Origin of the sequence: Nostoc sp. ChiQUE01b (genome assembly GCF_034531255.1) — a bacterium.
Lineage (GTDB): Bacteria > Cyanobacteriota > Cyanobacteriia > Cyanobacteriales > Nostocaceae > Nostoc.
In genome coordinates, this window is sequence record NZ_JAVRBM010000051.1 from 1 (window position 1) to 21,502 (window position 21,502).

The 21,502-nt window shown below is 40.5% G+C and carries 21 protein-coding genes; 12 read left to right on the forward strand and 9 right to left on the reverse strand.

Annotated elements, in window-relative coordinates:
* Window positions 1–136: 136 nt before the first annotated feature.
* Window positions 137–1,303 carry an EcsC family protein gene (locus RMY63_RS27140; RefSeq protein ID WP_322731673.1) on the reverse strand — a complete coding sequence of 389 codons (1,167 nt, stop codon included), beginning with the start codon at window positions 1,301–1,303 and terminating at the stop codon, window positions 137–139.
* 164 nt (window positions 1,304–1,467) lie between these two features.
* On the opposite strand from RMY63_RS27140, the gene RMY63_RS27145 reads away from it, so the two are divergent.
* Window positions 1,468–1,872 (forward strand): DUF1308 domain-containing protein, encoded by a 405-nt coding sequence (locus tag RMY63_RS27145; protein ID WP_322731674.1) that lies wholly within the window; start codon window positions 1,468–1,470, stop codon window positions 1,870–1,872.
* Window positions 1,873–1,874: 2 nt separating this feature from the next.
* A complete protein-coding gene (locus RMY63_RS27150) occupies window positions 1,875–2,174 on the forward strand; it encodes a DUF3349 domain-containing protein (RefSeq protein WP_322731675.1) in 300 nt (99 codons plus the stop codon).
* Between the two features lie 28 nt (window positions 2,175–2,202).
* Here RMY63_RS27150 and RMY63_RS27155 read toward each other — a convergent pair whose 3' ends face one another.
* On the reverse strand, window positions 2,203–3,030 hold the full coding sequence (locus RMY63_RS27155) for an alpha/beta hydrolase (protein ID WP_322731676.1): 828 nt from the start codon (window positions 3,028–3,030) through the stop codon (window positions 2,203–2,205).
* A gap of 157 nt (window positions 3,031–3,187) precedes the next feature.
* A complete protein-coding gene (locus RMY63_RS27160; protein WP_322731677.1) occupies window positions 3,188–3,913 on the reverse strand; it encodes a 1-acyl-sn-glycerol-3-phosphate acyltransferase in 726 nt (241 codons plus the stop codon).
* A gap of 379 nt (window positions 3,914–4,292) precedes the next feature.
* On the opposite strand from RMY63_RS27160, the gene metG reads away from it, so the two are divergent.
* The 5 genes from metG (at window position 4,293) to menH (ending at window position 9,448) form a co-directional block, all read left to right on the forward strand.
* On the forward strand, window positions 4,293–5,897 hold the full coding sequence (gene metG / locus RMY63_RS27165; RefSeq protein ID WP_322731678.1) for a methionine--tRNA ligase: 1,605 nt from the start codon (window positions 4,293–4,295) through the stop codon (window positions 5,895–5,897).
* Between the two features lie 166 nt (window positions 5,898–6,063).
* Complete coding sequence (locus tag RMY63_RS27170) at window positions 6,064–6,693, forward strand: NYN domain-containing protein (RefSeq protein WP_094348455.1); 630 nt, start codon at window positions 6,064–6,066, stop codon at window positions 6,691–6,693.
* Complete coding sequence (lptC, locus tag RMY63_RS27175; protein ID WP_322731679.1) at window positions 6,693–7,901, forward strand: LPS export ABC transporter periplasmic protein LptC; 1,209 nt, start codon at window positions 6,693–6,695, stop codon at window positions 7,899–7,901. Before RMY63_RS27170 ends, lptC begins: the two co-directional genes overlap by 1 nt.
* A gap of 96 nt (window positions 7,902–7,997) precedes the next feature.
* The gene (locus RMY63_RS27180; protein ID WP_322731680.1) at window positions 7,998–8,399 is read left to right on the forward strand and encodes a metal-sensitive transcriptional regulator; all 402 of its coding nucleotides are present in this window, start codon (window positions 7,998–8,000) and stop codon (window positions 8,397–8,399) included.
* 230 nt (window positions 8,400–8,629) lie between these two features.
* Entirely contained in the window at window positions 8,630–9,448 is an 819-nt protein-coding gene (gene menH, locus RMY63_RS27185) for a 2-succinyl-6-hydroxy-2,4-cyclohexadiene-1-carboxylate synthase (protein WP_322731681.1), read from the forward strand.
* A 17-nt stretch (window positions 9,449–9,465) separates the two neighbouring features.
* Here the strand turns inward: menH and RMY63_RS27190 are convergent, their stop codons facing one another.
* A complete protein-coding gene (locus RMY63_RS27190; RefSeq protein ID WP_322731682.1) occupies window positions 9,466–10,113 on the reverse strand; it encodes a glycoside hydrolase family protein in 648 nt (215 codons plus the stop codon).
* A 576-nt stretch (window positions 10,114–10,689) separates the two neighbouring features.
* Here RMY63_RS27190 and RMY63_RS27195 point away from each other — a divergent pair.
* From RMY63_RS27195 to RMY63_RS27205, 3 genes are all read left to right on the forward strand, one after another.
* On the forward strand, window positions 10,690–10,887 hold the full coding sequence (locus RMY63_RS27195) for a hypothetical protein (protein WP_322731683.1): 198 nt from the start codon (window positions 10,690–10,692) through the stop codon (window positions 10,885–10,887).
* Between the two features lie 101 nt (window positions 10,888–10,988).
* The gene (locus tag RMY63_RS27200; protein WP_322731684.1) at window positions 10,989–11,831 is read left to right on the forward strand and encodes an HpsJ family protein; all 843 of its coding nucleotides are present in this window, start codon (window positions 10,989–10,991) and stop codon (window positions 11,829–11,831) included.
* A 126-nt stretch (window positions 11,832–11,957) separates the two neighbouring features.
* Window positions 11,958–12,866 (forward strand): glycosyltransferase family 2 protein, encoded by a 909-nt coding sequence (locus RMY63_RS27205; RefSeq protein ID WP_322731685.1) that lies wholly within the window; start codon window positions 11,958–11,960, stop codon window positions 12,864–12,866.
* Between the two features lie 123 nt (window positions 12,867–12,989).
* On the opposite strand, the gene RMY63_RS27210 is transcribed toward RMY63_RS27205, so the two are convergent.
* Window positions 12,990–13,283, reverse strand: coding sequence for a hypothetical protein (locus RMY63_RS27210; protein ID WP_416212555.1), 294 nt, complete (start codon window positions 13,281–13,283; stop codon window positions 12,990–12,992).
* Between the two features lie 417 nt (window positions 13,284–13,700).
* Here RMY63_RS27210 and RMY63_RS27215 point away from each other — a divergent pair, with 417 nt between their 5' ends.
* On the forward strand, window positions 13,701–18,173 hold the full coding sequence (locus tag RMY63_RS27215; RefSeq protein WP_322731687.1) for an NACHT domain-containing protein: 4,473 nt from the start codon (window positions 13,701–13,703) through the stop codon (window positions 18,171–18,173).
* Window positions 18,174–18,286: 113 nt separating this feature from the next.
* Here the strand turns inward: RMY63_RS27215 and RMY63_RS27220 are convergent, their stop codons facing one another.
* The 4 genes from RMY63_RS27220 to RMY63_RS27235 all read right to left on the reverse strand — a co-directional run bounded on the left by RMY63_RS27220 (window position 18,287) and on the right by RMY63_RS27235 (window position 20,453).
* Window positions 18,287–18,505: a type II toxin-antitoxin system HicB family antitoxin gene (locus RMY63_RS27220; protein WP_322731688.1), complete on the reverse strand. Its 219-nt coding sequence runs from the start codon at window positions 18,503–18,505 to the stop codon at window positions 18,287–18,289.
* Window positions 18,498–18,725 carry a type II toxin-antitoxin system HicA family toxin gene (locus RMY63_RS27225; RefSeq protein WP_322731689.1) on the reverse strand — a complete coding sequence of 76 codons (228 nt, stop codon included), beginning with the start codon at window positions 18,723–18,725 and terminating at the stop codon, window positions 18,498–18,500. The genes RMY63_RS27220 and RMY63_RS27225 overlap by 8 nt, the downstream gene beginning before the upstream one ends.
* A gap of 87 nt (window positions 18,726–18,812) precedes the next feature.
* Window positions 18,813–19,106, reverse strand: a complete 294-nt coding sequence (locus tag RMY63_RS27230) for a hypothetical protein (protein WP_322731690.1) — start codon at window positions 19,104–19,106, stop codon at window positions 18,813–18,815.
* Window positions 19,107–19,943: 837 nt separating this feature from the next.
* Window positions 19,944–20,453 (reverse strand): helix-turn-helix domain-containing protein, encoded by a 510-nt coding sequence (locus tag RMY63_RS27235; RefSeq protein ID WP_322731691.1) that lies wholly within the window; start codon window positions 20,451–20,453, stop codon window positions 19,944–19,946.
* A gap of 273 nt (window positions 20,454–20,726) precedes the next feature.
* Between RMY63_RS27235 and RMY63_RS27240 the strand changes: the two genes are divergently transcribed.
* Window positions 20,727–21,491, forward strand: coding sequence for a DUF502 domain-containing protein (locus RMY63_RS27240; RefSeq protein ID WP_322731719.1), 765 nt, complete (start codon window positions 20,727–20,729; stop codon window positions 21,489–21,491).
* The last annotated feature ends 11 nt before the right edge of the window (window positions 21,492–21,502 follow it).

A 21,502-nucleotide genomic window follows, 5' to 3' on the forward strand; every position in this document is an offset into this window, starting at 1 on the left:
TTAATGAGTCTTTGATACTCGTTAATCCACCTCAGAACTCCGTTAATGAGTCTTTGATACTCATTAATGAAGCTATGAACTGCACTCTTTTATTTCCTGCCCCATGCCCAATGCCCAATGCCCAATGCCCCATGCCCTATGCCCCAATTTTATTTGTGTCAATGTCAAATTTGCTGGCGATCGCTTCTATGATTTTTTGCTCAGGTGCTGTAATCTGATTATCAAGCTGGGCAATTTTGTAACATTGAGCCAACAAGGGTATGGCAAAGTCACGATTCAGTTGATTGAGCAATACATTTAAAGGCTTGGGCGATTTGATATTTTGGGCAATGGCATCCAAGGAAGTGGGACTGAGGTTTAAAGCTTTTAATTCTGGTAAAATTTCTTGCCAAGTCTTTTCTGGATGACTAGCTAGGATCATGTGAACTAAGATTTGATCCATGAGGGCTTGTTGAGCGATCGCAGTTTCTAGATACTTTTCACTTTCGGCTTTTAATGTTGCCAATGTCTGTGGCGATGCCAGGGAAGTTGATTCATCCAGCTTGGCTTCATAAAATCGACAAGCAGCATACCCCAATGAATAGATCATCGTTGCATTGGAACTAGCTCCAATAACTGCACCCGCCAAGGGCACATTTCGCAGCAAGCCTAACCCCGCAGCTTTCAACAAACGCCCTCCACCCAAAGCCAACCCAAAAATTGCTAAAATTTCACCTTTCCGAGCAGGATCTTTTAAATCTAGCCCGTAGACAGATGCAATTTGATAAAGCATTTCTGACTGCAATTTTGTTGTTGCGGTTAAATCAATTGCCAACAATGCCACTGCTATTCCTGGCAAAAAACTAGTAGCTAATCCAACCGTGGCTGCTTTAGTTGCTTTTTCTACCATGATTCGGTGAGCAAGCTGGCTGGGTGATTCATTTGGATACTGTTTCTTGAGTTTGTTTACTGCCGCTTCTGCTTGTTCCAAATCAACAAGGTTAGTATCGCTAATCAGCCAATTAAGATTTAATACTCCAGATAGTTTTCTAATCAGCCAATTTTCGCTGAGGCGATTTACAACCTGACCGCTGCTTTGAGTTGTTTGCTCAATGAATTTGTGTGTTTCTTTCGCTGTCGCTTCTCCCACCCCTATTACTGTGTCTAAAACTGCTTGGCCAGTCTCAGCAACAGTTTTAATCAAAGACTCTACTATAGACGGTTCATTTTCTATTGATGATTGAGCCGGAATTCCTATTTCTGAAGTTTTTCTGGGTGAATTAACTAATTTATTTACTTCTCTTTCTTGGGGTTTATCTGCCATTGCTTACCACCATCTTGTAAAGCCTCTCTGTTTAAACTTGTAGCGAAGTTTGAGGGGCTTGACATCTCCCCACAAGTACAAGTTATAGATCAACAATTCCTATGACGCTTTTACCGAAAGTGACCTAACTCCCATAAAATAATCGCGTTGAGTATGGCGTTGAAATGGTCAATCTAGATACAGGCACTGTGTTTGCGTTTATTTCTGAAGGCTCACCTGTGCGCTATGAATTACGACAATATGTACAAGGGCAACAAATGGTAATTACTCAAACAGCGTTGAAAGAAGTTACTGATATTATTCAATGGTCAGGCGGAGTATTAGAACAGGCGAGATCAAGTAGATTACTGCAAAGATTAAACATTATACCTGACAATCCCTCAACTGTAGCCCTAAACTTACAGCCGACTAGGAGTTTGGGGACAAATGATATCATCATTCTAGGAACAGGGAATCAGTTAGGAATTGTGACAATGACAGCAGATGCTAAAGCGGTCAGAGCAGCACTTTCTCAGGGTGTAAAGTTCAATGTGTATATCCATCTGCCTCGCCCTTTAAGAGGAAACTAATCATGCAAATTACTATTGCACCTTATCTGTTGAGTACCTATAAGCTGATTCAGTGTGCTTTTCCCAATGGAATAGAAACACAATACTATTTACCATTGTTGGCATTGCTTTATGATGAAATGTCAGATCGAAACTTAGCAGAAATTGTAGCTCACTACACAACAAAGCATTATGGCGTTGTTCTAAATGATGTGTATCGTGTGAAAACAACTGATGTGCCAAAGGCTGAAGCTATTGACAAGGTGAAACAGCGTTTGCTTGTTTGTGGTTATGAAGAGTGGCTCAAAGAAGCTGAAAGTTAGATGGTGGATATATAGTAAGTTAATTACCCTATCCTCTCGCCTCTAGCTCCGTACCCATATCAGCTTTCCTTTCTAAAAAGTCGTTATCCTTAAGAATCTTATAGAGATTAGTATCTTGCTCTAGCAAACAGGCGTGTCCGCAATTGGGCAACACTACAATCTTGTTATTTGGTAAGATGTTCCCTATCCGGTTTACTTCACTTACAGAAGGCAAAAGGCGATCGCTAGCACCAGCAATCAACAAAACTGGTTGAGTTAAACGCCTTAACTTTTCCTCATCAACATGAAACTCTCGCAGTAAAGACAACCGCCAAAGAACAGTTTCTTCCGGGACAGAACGCATAGTTTTTAGCAAATCGTGGCGATCGCTTTGAGAAATGCGTGATAAAGATGCTAAAAATGGCAACAAGCCTAGTGCGCCAACATCATACAATCCTGATGGTACTAAGTAAGTTAGTTGGGATGCCCAACTTAACCAAGGGCGAAGCTGAAAGGCTGAAGCTGGGTTAATTAAGATAATTCGCTTAAATAGATGGGGTGCTTGGATTGCCACTTTCATTGCCAAGCAACCACCAAAGGACTCACCACACAGGTAAACTGGTCTGTGAGAGCTTTTTTCTAATTCGGCGTCGATCAAGTCCAATACACTCTTAGTAAGCACATCCCAACTGTTAAGGTCTTTCCGGGGGAGCGCCAAACAACGGACATCAAAGCCAATTTCTAATCCTGCGGTTTGCGATCGCAATAGTTGACCAGTTCCATCCATTCCTGGCAAATATACCAATAGCGGATACTCTGGCTGTACTCGTTTAGGAGTAAGAAAACAAGGGTTTAGCTCAACTTCTGTGATAGTCATTGGTCATTTGTCATTGGTCATTTGTCAATGGTATAAAACTTTTGGACTGCTGATTGTTGCTTTTATGAGCTTCGGTACTTTTGAGCAAAAACAAAAAAGTCTCGGAACAAGCTACTGAAAGTCGTGGAGACAATCCAAAATTCAAAATCGAATAGCTTTAATAGCAACCTTGACGCAGTAAATTGCTAATTTCGCTGTGACAGTGTTCTGTCAGTTCAGCCACAACAGTTCTGGCCTGTTTGCCATGATATTTTTTCTGATGTTGGGGCGTAATCCAATAAGGACGACCGATTAACACTGCAACCCGACGATAAATTACCAAAGGATGCCAACCACTTTGCTTAAATAAAGGTTCTGAAGGGTCGAATACACTCAAAAGTCTTAATGGGAAGCCATTAGTGTTTACTTCTTCTAAGGAAGCGATCGCGATCGGCAAAATAGCTAAATCTTGCACATTGGCTCGTAATGCCAAATGGGCAAATCCCCGCTGAAACTCACCCACCTGGTTGGGCTGAGTAAATTTCACCATTGGTGCAGTCCCTTCTGGAAATACTCCCACCATTTGCTTGGACTGCAATAGCACCTGTGACTGCGAAAAAAAGCTTTGCTGGCGGTTTTGAGTTTCTTCCAAGGGAAAACACCCCAATTGACCGGTGACAATCTCCCGCATGACTGGTACTTGTCCCATGTAGTGATGGCAAGCAAAGCGAATCGGACTTGATAACGCCGCCATTAAAATCAGTGCATCCATAAAGCTGCGGTGATTGCTGACTACCAAGACGCTTGCATCTTGGGGAATGCGGTCTTCGTAATAGCGGAACATTTGCGTTGAGAATGCCGCCACCAAAGCGCGAGAAATCTCTAGGGGGCTATTTCCACTCATACCTAATCAATATATCTTCCGGTAAATATGGCAGTTTGTCTTAATTTAATTTTTACATTTCTTTACTATTGCCATGACCGTCTTAAGATAGAAATATCTAATCTACCAAAGCAACTAGATTTTCTGGGTTCTCAATTATGTATTCTTGAACACAAGAATATTTAATAGAAACTATTGAAAAAAATTATGATTAGTTAATTTCCACTTTTAGGTAAAAATGAGTTTAATTGATGCATATTACCAAACAATTTTTGACCAGATAAATTTGCTAGTATTGAAGATATTATCGAAAAAAATGGTAATCATGTTGTATAATTGCGTGGCTTTGCCGCCAAAAGCTAAGATGTAAAACGTTTTAATAAGTTAATTTTTATTTTGTATGAATCTAGTGAATAAAAAAGAATTGACATTTGCGCTGACCACACCCCTATATTATGTAAACGATGTCCCTCATATAGGCAGTGCTTACACGACGATCGCAGCCGATGTAGTGGCGCGATTTCAGAGGCTACTGGGACATCAAGTATTACTAATTACAGGTACAGATGAACATGGGCAAAAAATTCAGCGATCGGCAGAAAGTTTAGGGAAAGCGCCACAAGAATTTTGTGATGAAATTGTCCCTAGTTTCGTGAGTTTATGGCAATTATTAGACATTCAATACGATCGCTTTAGTCGGACTACTGCGGCTCGTCATCAAGCGATCGTTAAAGAATTCTTTGAGCGAGTCTGGGAATCTGGTGATATTTACCAAGGACAACAACAAGGCTGGTACTGTGTATCCTGCGAAGAATTCAAAGAAGAACGGGATCTGCTAGAAGGCCACCGTTGTCCAATTCATACTAACAAAGAAGTGGAGTGGCGAGACGAACAAAACTATTTTTTTCGCTTATCCAAATATCAAACTAAGCTGACAGAATTTTATCAATCTAAACCGGATTTTATTCAACCAGAAAGTCGGCGCAACGAAGTCCTCAGCTTTGTCAATCAAGGACTGCAAGACTTTTCTATTTCACGAGTTAATTTAGATTGGGGTTTTCACATACCAATCGATCCCAAGCACACCCTCTATGTCTGGTTTGATGCCCTGCTGGGTTATGTCACAGCATTACTAGAACCAGATGCAGAACCAACTTTAGCAAATGCTTTAGAAACATGGTGGCCAATAGACCTGCACCTAATTGGTAAAGATATTCTGCGCTTTCATGCAGTTTACTGGCCAGCAATGCTCTTATCAGCTGGCTTACCCTTGCCAGAGAGAGTCTTTGGGCATGGCTTTTTGACCAAAGATGGTCTCAAGATGGGCAAAAGTCTGGGTAACACCCTTGATCCTGTGGCATTAGTTAAAAGCTATGGTAGTGATGCCGTTCGTTATTACTTCCTTAAGGAAATCGAATTTGGCAAGGATGGAGATTTTAATGAAGTTAGGTTCATTAATGTTCTGAATGCAGATTTGGCAAATGATTTAGGTAATTTGCTCAATCGCACTTTGAGCATGGTGAAAAAATACTGTGCTGAGAATAAAGTACCATCAATCGGCAATGAAGGAATTCCTGACGAAAATCCTTTAAAAAAAATTGGCTTACGTCTAGGGGAACATGTAAAACATGCATATAAAGAGCTAGCCTTCAGTCAAGCCTGCGAGGCCATCCTTTCATTGGCGCAAGCCAGTAATAAGTTTATTGATGAACAAGCTCCTTGGACATTATATAAACAGGGACAGCAGGAGTCAGTGGAAAAGGTTCTCTACGCAGTTCTAGAATCAGTTAGACTAGCAGCTTATCTGCTATCCCCAATTATTCCGAACATTAGTAGCGATATTTATCAGCAGCTGGGCTTTGGAATAAATTTTAACGATCAAAAACAAAGTTCAGTTAATGCTCCTTTTGCCATCCATGCTAAATGGGGGCTACTATCGAGCAAACAACAGTTGGGTACACCCCAACCGATTTTTAAGCGAATAGAACCCCCGAAAAACGATTAGTCCTTATCAAACTCTGATTTTGTTCAATTTTTTTATTTTCTCACAAAATTTATCGTGGCTCAATTTAAATTAGCCGCGGAACATTTTCATAAGCCGCTGTGACTAGCATCTAAAAGTTGGAATTTGTATCAAAAATAACAGAGATAAAAATTGAGGTATCACAATGATGTTGAATAATTTGGAAAACGATTCAATATTTACGCCAGAACAAGTTTTGGAGAATCGGGGTAGGGTCGCCATATTTATTGATGGCTCAAATTTATTTTATGCTGCACTGCAACTAGGGATTGAAATAGATTACACGAAGTTATTATGTCGATTAACAGGAGGTTCTAGATTACTGCGTTCTTTTTTCTACACTGGTGTAGACCGGACAAACGAGAAGCAACAGGGATTTCTGCTGTGGATGCGTCGCAATGGCTATCGAGTCATTGCTAAGGATTTAGTCCAACTACCAGATGGCTCGAAAAAAGCTAACCTGGATGTAGAAATAGCAGTAGACATGATGGCACTAGTAGATTCTTATGATACCGCAGTTTTAGTTAGCGGTGATGGGGATTTGGCTTATGCAGTAAATTCAGTCAGCTATCGTGGCGTGCGGGTAGAAGTAGTGAGCTTGCGTTCGATGACCAGCGACAGCTTAATTAATGTAAGCGATCGCTACATTGATTTAGAAGCCATCAAAGAAGATATTCAAAAAACCCCTCGCCAAAGCTATCCATACCGACCGTTATCTGGGATCGGTTTTTTGGAAGACCCCAGAACTAGTGATGGACACCTAGAAATCCAAGAATAATGGCGTATCAATTTCATAAAAGAGGGAGATGGGGAAAGAGAAAAATTCCAAATTTCTCCTCCACTCCCTCCTTTCTTGTTTTACCTTTGACCTTTTTATTGGTATTTGGTTTAGTTGCCTGCGGGGGCAAATCCCCCCCAGCTTCCCAACAAAACACTGCGGATTCATCCGATCGAGATAGTAATTTGACTTTCTTTGATGTCACCCTAGAACAAGCAGATGAAGTGGGAAGACCAATTTGGAAAGTCAGGGCTAAAACCGCAAAATACACCAAAGAAAAACAAATTGGTCAGGCTGAAAGTCCTTATGGTGAACTATATCAAGATGGTAAAATTGTTTACCAAATTAAGGCAGATGTAGCAGACATTGACCAAGATGGAAAGCAGTTGTTTCTAAAAGGTAAGATATTTGCCACAGATCCTAATAATGGAATTGTGTTGCAAGGTAATGAATTAGAATGGCGTCCTAAAGAAGATTTGTTAATTGTTCGTAACAAGATTAACGGCACCCATAAAAAACTACAAGCAGTAGCGCAGGAAGTGCGAGTTAAAACCCGCGAACAGCGGATGGAATTTTCTGGAGGAGTAGTAGCAAATTCTATTGATCCCCAGATGCAAGTGAGAACTGAACATTTAATCTGGAATATTAAAGAAGAAAAACTGATTGGCGATCGCCCCCTAGAAATTGATCGCTACAAAGATAATAAAATTAGCGATCGCGGTAAGGGAAATTCTGCCGAAGTCAACTTAAAAACAAAAATTGCCACTGTCCAAAAAAATGCTCAACTAGAATTACTAGACCCACCATTGCAAATAGCTAGTAACTCTATGACCTGGAACATGAACGCAGAAACTGTCACCACAAACTCACCGACGCGAATGTTCCAGCGTGCCGAAAATGTTACAGTGACAGCTAATCAAGGTGAAATGAAAATACCACAAAAAACCGTTTATTTAACAGGTAATGTCAACGCCGTTGGTCAGCGTCGCCAGTCTCTAAGATCCAATACACTAACTTGGTATTTAGATAATAAGTTAGTTGAAGCTCAGGGAAATGTTGTTTATCGACAAATTGACCCACCATTAAATTTTGTGGGTGAAACAGCAGTTGGTAATCTGCAAACAGAAAATATTCTTGTCAAAGGTGGCAATTCTAGCGGTAGGGTAGTAACGGAGATTATTCCTCAAGAAAGAGCCAAACGTCAGTAGTAAAGTTAGGGTGAATGGGGCCCACCTTCACCCAGAAATTTTGGGTTGGTCGAGTACTAGACTAGGATCTTAGTAATACAAGTCTTTTGATAGCCTATGAATGGATCAAACCGATTAGGTAAGGAATCCTTGCCAACATCCCAGCAAGTAGAACATTCCCACCATCACGATACAGACCACGAGCATACAGATCGTACTCATGGAACTGGAGAGTCAGCTCATCCTCATATCCATAGTGAAGAGTCTTTACGGCGAATTGTCAATCGATTATCGCGTATAGAAGGACATGTTCGAGGTATTAAGTCAATGGTGCAGCAAAGTGCCCCTTGTCCTGATGTTCTACTGCAAATTGCCGCAGTGCGAGGCGCATTAGATCGGGTAGCACGAATTGTTTTGGATGAACATTTAACTGAGTGTATTGGTAGAGCTGCACAAGAGGGTAATATTGACATTGAAATTAAACAGTTAAAAGCTGCTTTAGATCGATTTTTACCTTAAAAATTAAAAAAATAATGTACAAGACATTTGCAAAATTGCTGATGCACTAGCAGCGATATATCAAAATTTAATAGTGCATTGTGACATTCACCCCGGCAACATCATATTGAGAACTTGTAGACAACCTATTTTATAGACTTGCCCTCGTTTAGTCGTAGAAAAAGTGAACAAGGTAAAAACTTTTTTCATCAGATAATATGCTGTGGAATGACGAAGGTTTTAGCTAGACTATGATCCTAAAAAACTATCAATTTCATTATTCTTTAATTGGAACTTTAGATAAACCACTAATTCTTTTTTTGCATGGCTTCATGGGTAACATTGATGAATTTGATGAAGCCATAAAATTACTATTTAACGAATTTTCTTATTTAACACTTGACCTCCCAGGACACGGCAAAACTCAAGTTTTGGGTGAGGAGGAATACTATACAATGGCAAACACTGCTCATGCTTTAATCAACTTACTGGATGAGTTAAAAATTGCTAAGTGCTTTTTAGTTGGTTATTCAATGGGTGGAAGATTGGCTTTATACCTAACCCTGCATTTTCCAGAACGTTTTCATAAAGTTGTGCTAGAGTCAGCTTCTCCAGGTTTACCAACAGCACCAGAACGATTAGAACGGATTAAACTTGATACACAAATAGGTAGAAAATTAACAAGAATTTTTGAAAAAAATGATTTTGCTGCTTTTCTATCAAATTGGTATAATCAGCCGATTTTTGGTTATATAACAAATCATCCAGAATACGATCGCATGATAGAAAGTCGGTTGCAAAATAATCCACAGGAATTAGATAAATCTCTGCGCTTTATGGGTACTGGATGTCAACCTTCCTTATGGGAAAAGCTACAATGCAATACAATTACCATGCTTTTACTAGTCGGTGAATACGACCAAAAATTTATATCTATTAATACAGAAATGGCTAAAATATGTGAATTTGCTCAGATAAAAATAATTAGTAATGCTGGACACAATATCCACTTTGAAAATACTTTGGCATTTGTGAAAAATATCAAAAGTTTTTTGTCCGCAGCAAGTTAAAAATTAGGATAATCTTACTACTTTTTTACTGCCTTGCTAGAAGGAGTAGGGGATGGTGGCAAATTTGGGGCTGTTGGTTGTTTAGCTGCGCTTAATTCTTCTTGCAACATTTTCTGATAAACTTTAGGCAAAGAGTTACTAACAGAATTAGTCTCTATGCCATATCCTAGACTTGTCCAAGTGGGAGAGAGTCGCCGCAATACATCATTTAACTTTCCTTGACGCAACAGTTGCGAAATATTAATTCCCCAAACTTTAGAATCATTTAACCAACGGTAAACTACTACATCTTGATATTCTGCTTCAAAACTATAAGTAGTCCAAAACATCATCTGCATCGGCTTTGGGTGATAACGAGGGGCTAAACGATACCAAGTAATGTTAATAATTTGATATCTGCCAGCAGCAGTAGAACAATTACCTGTGTTGGGACCTGTAACAATTGTGACGCATATCTCAGGATGTCGGCTGAGGTCGTTGACTTGCTGTCCACCGTATAACAGCGAATAGGGACGATTTCCACTAGCCTCACTTGCCGAGATGGTTCGCATTAAAGCGCGGATATAAGGGTCGCCCTGTTTCATCACCAAAGGCGGCTGTTTACTTTCAAAGATGGGATCGGAAGGCGATCGCAAGTCTCCAATATACCATTGCAACAAATACACAAAGCCGAGAAGCGCGGCTATTGGGCCAATAAGTTTTTCAACACCTTTGAATTCAAAGCCTTTCAGAGTCTGACTCCTTCAAATTCACTCTCTTTGCTAACAAAAATCATCGACGAACTGATTCGAGTAAAGTTCACACCTGATTGTTAGTTATTATTTCCGGTTTGCTCATTTTTTTAGGAATTAGCAAAAAACAGTATAAATACAGAAGTTTGTAAGTAACTGAGGTACAAAATGCAGGACTCACGCATCAAATATAAAGAGTTTCTACCTCCTGGCTCAAAACCCGTAGCTTTGTACTTCATGCAAAAGAAAACTACTGTAAGTATAACAAGTGAGATATAGCAATCCTAAATCATTCGTGAAAAGTTAGATCCCCGACAACTTTTACGAAGTCGGGGATCTGGACACCGAGAATTTTCACAAATCAGATAGGATTGCTATATTCGCAAAAATCTCGACTAAGTATAAATTCAATTGCTTTTGGTAAGAATTGCTTCCTGACTCAAATCGGGCAATAAGTCGAGACAGCGTCTTCGCAAAGGTTTCGATTTAAGTTGACACCGATGCACATCTGTGGTGCCCTACGAAAGGTCTATATTACCACCGATTGAGAACTGCGATCGGGGAGATTGGGTAATTAATGAGTCTGCTCCAGCCCCACATCAACTTCGTATCTTAAAATACCAGGAATTTCCTGAAGACACTGTAGATAACAAATGTTACTGTGGCCTAGTTGAAAACCAAGAGGCAGATAGCCTTTACCAATATTGAATCTGCTTTGTGTTTTTACACAATAGTCATAGTCATGGGCACAATATTCAAGTAGCTTGAAATATGAAAATCACTCGTATTCACCACCAGTTTGAAAAACTATGGTTAACCGTTTTACTTCCGTGAGTACTGCTCTCACACTTAAGGTAGTTGGAATAATCTGCATTTTGTCCTTTTTCGTTGACTTTTTGATTCTGTTGTTACCCTTTCAACCCACCGATCGGGTATGGCAAATCAATTTGGGAACCGCGCTCGTCGATCGAGGAATTGTTCCTCTAGTCGGTTTGGGGCTTCTATTTGCTGCCTATTGGATTGAGAATGCTGATGCAGCAAGCGATCGCCCCCAAGGCATCGATTTAAGATTTCCTGCCGCGATTATCTCCAGTATTTTAGGGTTGATGTTCTTGCTGATTTTTCCCCTGCACCTAAATAACGTCAATCAAGCCAAGACTCAAACACTCAACCGAATCACCCAAGAAGCAGACCAAGCAGAAAATCAACTGAACACTCGGTTATCGCAATTGCAAGCACAATTGAATACTGATCAAGGAAAAGCGCAACTAGATCAGCTGCGAAACCAAACCAAAGCTCAGTTTAGTGAAATCCTCAAAGATGACCAAAAATATAAGCAAGCAATTGAAAGCCCTCAAATTCCTGCAAATATAAAAGAGTTACTGAAGAAGGCTAAAACAAATCCCCAAGTACTTGACAAAGCTATCGAACAACAAACAGATATTCAAACGCTGCAAACTCAACAACTGAGCCAACTTCGCCAGCGCCGAGACGAAGCACTCAAACAAGCTAAAGATACTGCTTGGAAGTCTGGACTGCGGATTGGTATTAGCAGTTTGCTATTGTCCATTGGTTACATTATCATCGGCTGGACAGGCTTAAGAGGTAGGGGTGCTGTACAAGGTGGTAAACCTAGAGCTGCCGCACGCTAATCCACTATTGGCATGGCAGTAAGACGTATCCAAAAATTATTGAAGGATTATACTGCCATGCGGCTAATAGCTAATAACAATAAAAAGACAATTATCACTGAGTAAAATCGCTATAAATCTTGAGTAATGTTCTCAATTTACATACTGACATATAACGAAGAACTAGATATTGCTGCTTGTATCGAATCGGCGATGTTATCAGATGACATCATTGTTGTGGATTCATGCAGTAGCGATCGCACTATGGAAATCGCCAGTCGCTATCCCATCCGCGTCGTCCAACACGCTTTTGAAAGCCACGGACGCCAACGCACCTGGATGTTAGAGTCTATTCCCCCGAAGCATCAATGGGTTTACATTCTCGAGGCTGACGAGCGTATGACACCAGAACTGTTTGCGGAATGCGAAAAGGCAAGTCAGAATCCAGATTACATCGGTTACTACGTGGCTGAACGCGTCATGTTCATGAATCGTTGGATTCGCTACAGCACACAGTATCCCCGTTACCAAATGCGACTCTTCCGCCACGGGAAAGTGTGGTTTACAGACTACGGTCATACTGAGCGAGAAGTTTGTGAAGGTGCAACTAGCTTTTTAAAAGAAACATACCCACACTACACTTGCAGCAAAGGTTTGAGCCGCTGGATTGACAAGCACAACCGTTATTCTACGGATGAAGCTCAAGAAACATTGTATCAGCTAGAACAGGGAAAGGTTAACTGGCAAGATTTATTCTTTGGTAAATCGGAAGTCGAAAGACGGCGTGCCCTGAAAGATTTGTCTTTGCGTTTGCCCGCCAGACCGTTGCTACGGTTTATATATATGTATTTTATCTTAGGCGGATGTTTAGATGGACGCGCTGGAGTCGCTTGGTGTACATTGCAGGCATTCTACGAATACCTGATTTTGCTCAAAGTCTGGGAAATGAAGTATCTACCAAAACCTAATTTAGATGCAACAGCAATTTTAGTACAAGAGAGTACACAACAGTTGCAATGCGCGGATTCTGAAACTAGACAGGTTGATGCGGCGTGAAGAGAGCTCGAGATTAGAAGGATTTCCTGTATAGCGATCGCAAAATCATAGGCGCACAGACGTGCTATATAGATCCCTGACTTCGTAAAAGTTGTCGGGGATCTTGTTTTTCATGATTCAAGACTAGTAGATAGAGGTTCCGATATCTAAACCAATCCAAGTTTCTGAGTTGATGAGTTCTACCAATCGCTTGAGTTTGGCGGGGTCTTGAATTTTGTTTTGTGATTTGCGGAAGATAACGCCCAATAGTCCTTTTTCTTTACCCAGGTTTTCTAAAGTGTGGCGGTACTGGGTTTCTAAAGTATCACCATCTTGCGATCGCAGTGCTGACCAACTGTATTCTGAGGGTATAGTGGAACGTTTGCCCAAAGGTGGAGGAAGTTGGTTTTGTTCTTCAACCATCTTCAGGAACAGCAAATAAGTAAGCTATTCTATATAGTCACTGTAGATAACGCCGTCATCGCGGAGGACGTTGCAGTAATTCCAAAGTTTTTGAACGATGGTTGAGGATTCGTTAGCCATTGAGTGATGCTACAGGTAGTTTCATTAGTAACGAAGAATAATATATTTTTGAGATGGCGATCGCTGTGAAGACAGGCTCAAATTCATATTTGGTTGCTTACTTCCAGCCATCATGCAAGCCTCACCTGTTGTCTACCTGATGAATGCATCGCTGCGAAAAATCCCAAAGCTTGAGTATATTACAGTTATGAGGTGTATTTTTTCGAGAATGATTGAGAAAGTATAAAATAAAACATTTTTTGGCACTAGATCATTTCTAATAGTAATAAACCCTTAGTTAGCAAGATAGCTCTGTGCTTTCGGAGTATCCTAATGAGCTTCATTAACCTGGATTTGGTCTTTAACGCCATTACTAGCATCGCCAATCCTTTGATTAAAGAAAAAATTCTGCGATCGGAGACTGTAATTAAGTTACTCCAGCAATTTAACCTTGATCCAGAGCATCCACCTGCTGATTTTAGTGGTGTTTACGCTTACGCCTTAGTAGAATACGGTGTTGATAAACCAAAACCATTGCTAGAATTATTCCGACAAGAAGCAATTAAACAAGCTTTTCGCACAGCATTAGACCACAATAACCCCTCAATTCTGCTTTCTGAGGTTGATACTTTTCTAGATGCCTATACCTTGGGTGATGATATCAGAAGTTTGGAACTTGATGTCAGGCGAGAAGTAGCTGAATTTGCAACGGTATTTATCGAAGTTGCTAAACGCACTCGCACACCTGCTGATGTATTGCTGAACCAAAAAATTGGTTCTCTACATAAAAGGATTGCGAGTATCCAAGAACAACTGGAAAGATTGCCGACGCTGGAGGGAATTCGGACAGAAATAGCACGATTAGCAGTAGAGAATTATCCTGCATTACCAGGAAATGTAACTGAAAATCAATGTAGAGCGATCGCCTTAGCCCAACAAATGCGAGGATGGTTTGAAACCTTGGGCTATGACTTTGAAAAATATGAAATCTGGGCAGAAGAATATTTTGAATGGATAATTCACATCCCGGTACGTCGCAGTTATGACCGCATTCTTATCCGTGGCATTGCTGGAGAAGTTGGACTGAGTGATGTAATGGCATTGCGTTCCTCAGTTAATGAGCAAAAAACTGATGAAGGATGGTTAGTAACTACCCGCAGGATTTCCCGCGCCGCAAGGGATGAAGTCAAGAAGAAAGAAAATCATCGCCTTGATTGTTTCACCTTTGACGAACTGATTGATTTAGATGCTGACTTTAGTGGGTATCTCGACTGGTTAGAAGCGGAAATCAAACGCCGAAAAATTGATACCAAGTATGTACCCCTTGCTTGTACAAAAGAAGAAATTGACCCAGTTACCAAGCGGCGAATTGGAGTGAGTCAATATGAGGAAGAAGACGGCTGGATTGATGGCTATATTGACTTGTGGCTTGATGACCCTGCAAAAGAGCATATTTCAATTCTGGGAGAATTTGGCACAGGTAAAACTTGGTTTGTCTTTCACTATGCTTGGACTGCACTGCAACGTTACCGCGATGCCCAAAAACGTGGTGTTGAACGTCCCCGCCTCCCTTTAGTAATTACCTTGCGTGACTTTGCTAGAGCGTTAAATGTGGAGAATGTTTTAGCAGGTTTCTTTTTTACCCAACACAATATCCGCATCAACAGCGAAGTTTTTGACCAACTCAACCGCATGGGTAAATTGCTGCTAATTTTCGATGGCTTTGACGAAATGGCAGCAAAAGTTGACCGTCAACAGATGATTAATAACTTTTGGGAATTGGCAAAGGTGGTAGTTCCTGGTGCTAAAGTTATCCTTACCTGTCGTACTGAGCATTTTCCAGAGGCAAAGGAAGGACGCGCTTTACTAAATGCAGAACTGCAAGCATCGACTAAAAAATTAACGGGAGAAACACCACAATTTGAAGTTCTGGAACTGGAGAAATTTAACGATGAGCAAATTCGGCAGGTGCTTTCATACCAAGCTGAAGCAGCGACAGTTGAACAAGTAATCGGCAATCCGCAATTATTAGACTTAGCCCGTCGTCCTGTGATGACTGACTTAATCTTGGAAGCATTGCCAGATATTGAGGCGGGTAAACCTGTGGATATGTCACGGGTTTATTTGTATGCAGTACGGCGCAAAATGGAACGCGATATCAAGGCAGAACGTACTTTTACTTCTTTAGCAGAAAAACTGTACTTTTTGTGCGAACTTTCTTGGGAAATGTTGTCTAATGACCAAATGAGCCTGAATTATCGGCTGTTCCCAGAACGCATTCGTCGCTTATTTGGTTCTAGTGTCCAGGAGGAGAAAGATTTAGACCACTGGCATTATGACATGATGGCGCAGACAATGCTTGTCCGCAATGCTGATGGTGATTATACTCCTGCACATAGATCGTTGTTAGAGTTTTTTGGGGCATATAAATTTGCCGCAGAGTTGGGGGCTTTGGCTAGCGATTTTACGGAATTAGCCCAAGCACAGTCAGGTTTGGATAGCAGTGCAGCGCCTGTTGATTATACTTGGTCTGGTTATTTTTCGCGTCAATTGGATGACACTGGGTGTAGTGTGGCGATGCCTGCGGCAACCCCTTTGGGGAACGCACCACTTAGGAAATTTAGAAGTGAGTCTTTAAATAAGTTGAGGGATACTTTTGGCAAAGCGCCACTCACAAAAGCAGTCATGGATTTACTTTTACCAATGTTAGGTAATAATGAGTCGCTTATTAACGTTATTCAGGCGACACGAGGTAAAAGCGAAGATGAAGTGGGTTATATTGGCGGGAATGCAGCAACTTTGGCTGTAAAGGTAGACAAGGTGGCTTTGGAGGGCAGAAATTTTAGTGGTGCAGTGATTAAGGGGGCTGATTTTACTGATGCCAGTTTGCAAAGTACCAATTTTAATGAAGCCAACTTAGTTTATTCTGTTTTTACTCAAGCCTTTGGAAGCGTTCAATCAGTAGCATTTAGCCCTGATGGTAAATATTTAGTCGCAAGTGATGCAAATGGTCAAATTCGTGTTTGGCAAGTTGCTGATGGAAAAGAAATTTTTAACTTTAAAGGACATCTAAGTTGGACAATGTCAGTTGCCTTCAGCCCTGATGGTGTTACCTTTGCTAGTGCAAGTTCTGATAAAACTATACGCTTATGGGATATTAAAACAGGTAAATGCTTAAAAACATTTTATGGACATACAAACGTTGTTAGATCGGTTGTTTTCTCTCCTCATGGTCAAATAGTTGCTAGTGGCAGTATTGATGAAACTATACGTTTATGGGATATCAATACAGGTGAATGTGCAAAAATTTTGCGGGGACATAGCAAAGGTTTAAGGACAGTCATTTTTAGCCCTAATAATCAAACTTTAGCTAGTGGAAGTTCTGATCAAACCATACGCTTGTGGGATGTAAAGACAGGTGATTGTATAAGAATTTTGCAGGGACATACAGGCTGGGTTCGTTCAGTTGCTTTTTGTCCTGACGGTAATACTCTTGCTAGTGGAAGTTCTGATCAAACCATACGCTTATGGGATATCAAAATTGGTAAATGTCTTAAAACGTTTCATGCACATACAAATCAGGTACAGTCTGTAAGTTGGAGTTCTGACGGCAGGTTACTAGCAAGTGCAGGTGACGATACAACAGTTAGGCTATGGGATATTCATACAGGCGAATGCTTACATATTTTCCGAGAGCATACTCACCCAATTGACTCAGTTGTTTTTAGTCCTAATAATCAAATTCTGGCTAGTGCAAGTCATGACCGAAGTGTTAAATTATGGGAAGTTAATACAGGTAAATGCCTTAAAACATTACAGGGTTACGCAAACTGGATATGGTCAGTTGCTTTCCATCCTAATAGCAATTTGCTTGCAAGTGGTGGTGACGACTATACGATAAGGGTATGGGATATAGCGACAGATGAATGTTTAAAAACTTTTCGAGGGCATAAAAGTTGGTTATGGTCAGTTGCTTTCAGCCCTAATGGAGAATTTGTGGCTAGTGGCAGTGAGGATACAACGGTTAGATTGTGGAATTTTAATACAAATAAATGCCTTAGAACTCTACAGGGACACACTCATAGAGTTAGATCAGTTTGTTTTAGCCCTGATAGTAAAAATCTTGCTACTGGAAGTGCCGACGATACAATCAAGTTATGGAATGTAAATGACGGTAGATGTATTACAACTTTAATAGGTCATACTGACCCAGTGCAATCAGTTGCATTTAGTCCTAATGGCAAAATACTTGTTAGTGCTAGTTACGACTTGACAGTTAGACTATGGGATATTGAAACAGGTGAATGCATTTACATTTGGCGAGGACATACTGCTGATGCACATACAGTAGTGTTCAGTTTTGATGGCTTAACGGTAGCTAGTGGTAGCAAAGATGACACAATCAAATTATGGGATATTAAAACAGGCGAATGCATACAAACTTTACAAGGACATACTCATGATGTTCAATCATTAGCTTTTAGTCCTGACGATCAAAATTTGGTTAGTGGTAGTGCTGATGAAACTGTAAAACTGTGGAATCCAAAAAACGGTGAATGCTTAAAAACTTTACATGGACATACTAGAGGTGTTTGGTCAGTTGCTTTAAATTACGAAGGTTCGATTATAGCAAGTAGCAGCCAAGATGAAACTATTAGGGTTTGGGATATCAAAACAGGTGAGTGCCTTAAGATATTGAGAGTTCCTCGACCTTACGAAAACATGAGCATCAAAGGTATTAAAGGTTTAACAGAAGCTGCGAAAGCATCACTTAAAGCATTAGGTGCAGTGGAAGATAGAGAATAAACCAGAGACGAGATACAAGCTACGTTGAGGTGATCGCACTACCTATTCCTTTACACTAATACAGTAATAGCGATCGCATCATCAATTCTGAAACATCTGGTAACAAGCACGATTTAGGCAACCTGATTAACAGTTGGCTGAGGAAGCGGTTCATTTGTAGCTTCGTAAGCCATAATTAGGGATTCTAACGCTTCAATACCGTTTGTCACAGCCTCCTCATAAGTATCGCCATGAGTCCGCCAACGTTGTCCAGGAAAATCAGGAAATCCAACTAAGAAGCAGTTGTCTTCTTCAGACCATTGAATCAACATTTGATACTTCAATTTACTCATTTTCCTGCTTCTGGTGCTGTTGTTTGGACTCTACCTCTTTTATAGCTTTTTGCACATCCTTTTCTTGGTAGGGTTTAGCGTCCGAACTATCTTTCCCTGAAACCGTTAGCTTTCCAGCATATAAAAGATGTATCCAGTTAGTGTGGCTTCTTTTTCCTGGGAGTTCAGTAAAACCTACTTGGCGTAACCATTGTTTTAACTCCCTAATTTTCTTAGGCATTATTTAGAGCGACTATCAACCACAGCATATTAACTTCAATGTGCGATCGCATCACTAATTCTGACACGTCTTGAATGTGCGATCGCATCAGTAAAGCTCTTCCTCTTCGCCATACTGTGTTGGCGCTTCACTATGAGACTCAAGAATTTTGGGCTTTTTCATTTTGGCATTAGCACGCTCAATTTTTTCTAGCTGCAAATCAAACTCCCATTCATCCCGTAAATCAAAGATAAATTCTAGGATGATTTGAAAGTCCCGCAGAATTGTTCCTGGGGAATCTTGGGTGATGGTTTGCTGTTGGAGGAGTTGCTTTTTGTCTTGCGTGAGGATTGGGAGCTGTTCGTGGAGATGATTGGGGACAGGGAACAATCGTTTAATCATCTAATTTCAATATATAAACTTGTTATTTAACTCCAAAGCTGATACCTATTTGCTTATTTTCTTGGGTTACAAAAAAGTCGTGGTTGAATGAATAAATACAAAGATTATCTTCATAAACTACATGAAGTTGATTGATATAGTTTCTAGATTTTGGAAAAACTCTCTCTCACCAGAGCATAAAACAATAATCCTTGACACACAAGACTTTCAGGCAAAAGAGATGATTTTAGCCATTAATGTTAAAAAATAAAGCTCCAAACCCAGTTCCTGTCCTTTGTTTAAAAGTTGGCTGAAATTTTTCTTTGACCAGAGTGATGGAAGAGCGTTATCAGTTCTCTGTCTGATGCCGACAGATATGTTTGTTCATCTCGGCACTGTTGCCTTCCCTCGCTGAGGCTTCGCCACGCTGCGCGAACGCATTAGTCAGGCAACGTACCTCTACTCACGCGCCTCTCATCCCGACGCTCACCCTATCGGGTAGAGCGCGGGGCTTCCCGTCTAGTAGCTAATTTATAACAAAAGCTTTTTAGAAAAGGGTGGGTTGAAAGCGAATCCAGTTACGTCCTTGTTAGATTGGTATTGTGACTTAGCGGTTCATCTTTGATATAGGGATATACGGTATCCGGACTGCCTAATAATCACTAATTTGTTAACAGTGACAATACTTTGTTAAAAGTGACATTAATCAAATCCAAAAGTTTTCCCGTGGCCATTTCACCTCAACTGTGGGTTTGACTCCTGAAGCTGTAATCACTTTTCCTGTAAGAGTTTTCAGTCCAACCCTAGTTTCATCCTGGCACAGGTAGCGAACACACTTGCCGGGTGCTAGATGTTTTTCTAGACAATTAAGAATGATTCCGAGTTTTTTTTAAATTCAGATACCAATTTCTCGTCTTGGTTATGGCTTTGAGGGCGAGGCACTTTTAGTTTTGCCCCTAATCGATATCGAACCCAGGCATAAACCGTTGCATACTCTATATCTTGTCCATATTCTTCTTTTAACCACTCAACTATTGCACCATAGCTACTAAAGCCTTTTCCTGTTTTTAACTCCTCTAAGAGTGCTGCGATCGCAGCATCATCGATTTTCCGTTTTGCTCCTGGTGCCTTTTTGATTTCTAATAAGCCTGATATCCCATCATTTCTATACTTCTGCAACCATCTCGTGACCGTTGAAGTATCTTTTGCCAAGCGTTTTCCAATGTCTTGCTGCTCTTTAACCTGCCCGCTTTTTATCCACCACAGCATAATAAGTTTTTCTTTCTGATTCCCTAAGTTGGCTGTTTGTAGACGTTTTTTAAGTTCTTCTTCGCTCTCTGCGATTTCAATCTTAAAAGGGCGGCTCATTGTTCTTTTAATTTATCGAGTTTGTTTTCTCTATTATATGCAGCTTCATATAAAATTGGTATAAGAACTTGCAACAATCATTTACAAGTCTTATAAAGAAAAGTAACATCCTCTAAGAATAACCAGTCACCATCGGATTAGTTAATGTCTATGTGTATGCTTATAGGAAAATAGCTGATTTCCAGCAGCAGGCAACTTGCTAACGTTGTAGACAGTTACTTGCAGCAGAAACTGCCAAAGTTAAAATCTTCGGAATTTGACGAATCTGCTGGTATGGATACAAATAACAAAAGTTCCTCTAGCTTAAAACAGGAGAATCGAGGCTTGGTAATCGATCGCCTAAAACAGGACTTAAAAAACGACCTGATTGCTGGTTTGTTGGTAGTAATTCCTCTAGCAACCACTATCTGGCTGACAATTACCATTGCGACTTGGGTAATCAACTTCCTCACCCAAATTCCCAAACAATTAAATCCTTTTGATGGGTTAAACCCAGTTTTAGTAAATATACTTAATTTGTTAGTAGGATTAGCTGTACCCCTACTAAGTATATTACTGATGGGCTTGATGGCTCGGAATATAGCTGGGCGGTGGTTGTTAGATTTTGGTGAGCGATTATTACAGGCAATTCCTTTAGCAGGACAGGTATACAAAACTCTCAAACAGCTTTTAGAAACAATACTGAAAGATTCTAATGGCAAATTTCGTCGGGTAATTTTGGTAGAGTATCCCCGCCGAGGAATTTGGGCGATCGCTTTTGTTACTGGTGCAATCAGCAGTGATATCCAAGCCCAGATGTCTCGCCCTGTGCTAAGTGTCTTTATCCCCACCACTCCAAATCCGACTACCGGATGGTACGCAGTCGTTCCTGAAGACGAGGTGGTGAACCTCTCCATGTCGATTGAAGACGCCTTTAAAATAGTTGTATCAGGTGGCATTGTCGCCTCCAATACGCCTTTGGTTTTCCCCAAAGAGTCCACATTGGAAGTGAAACACAACGAAATCAAGCAGCAGGTTATTCCCGTTGAAGAAACTTAAAATCAATCTGG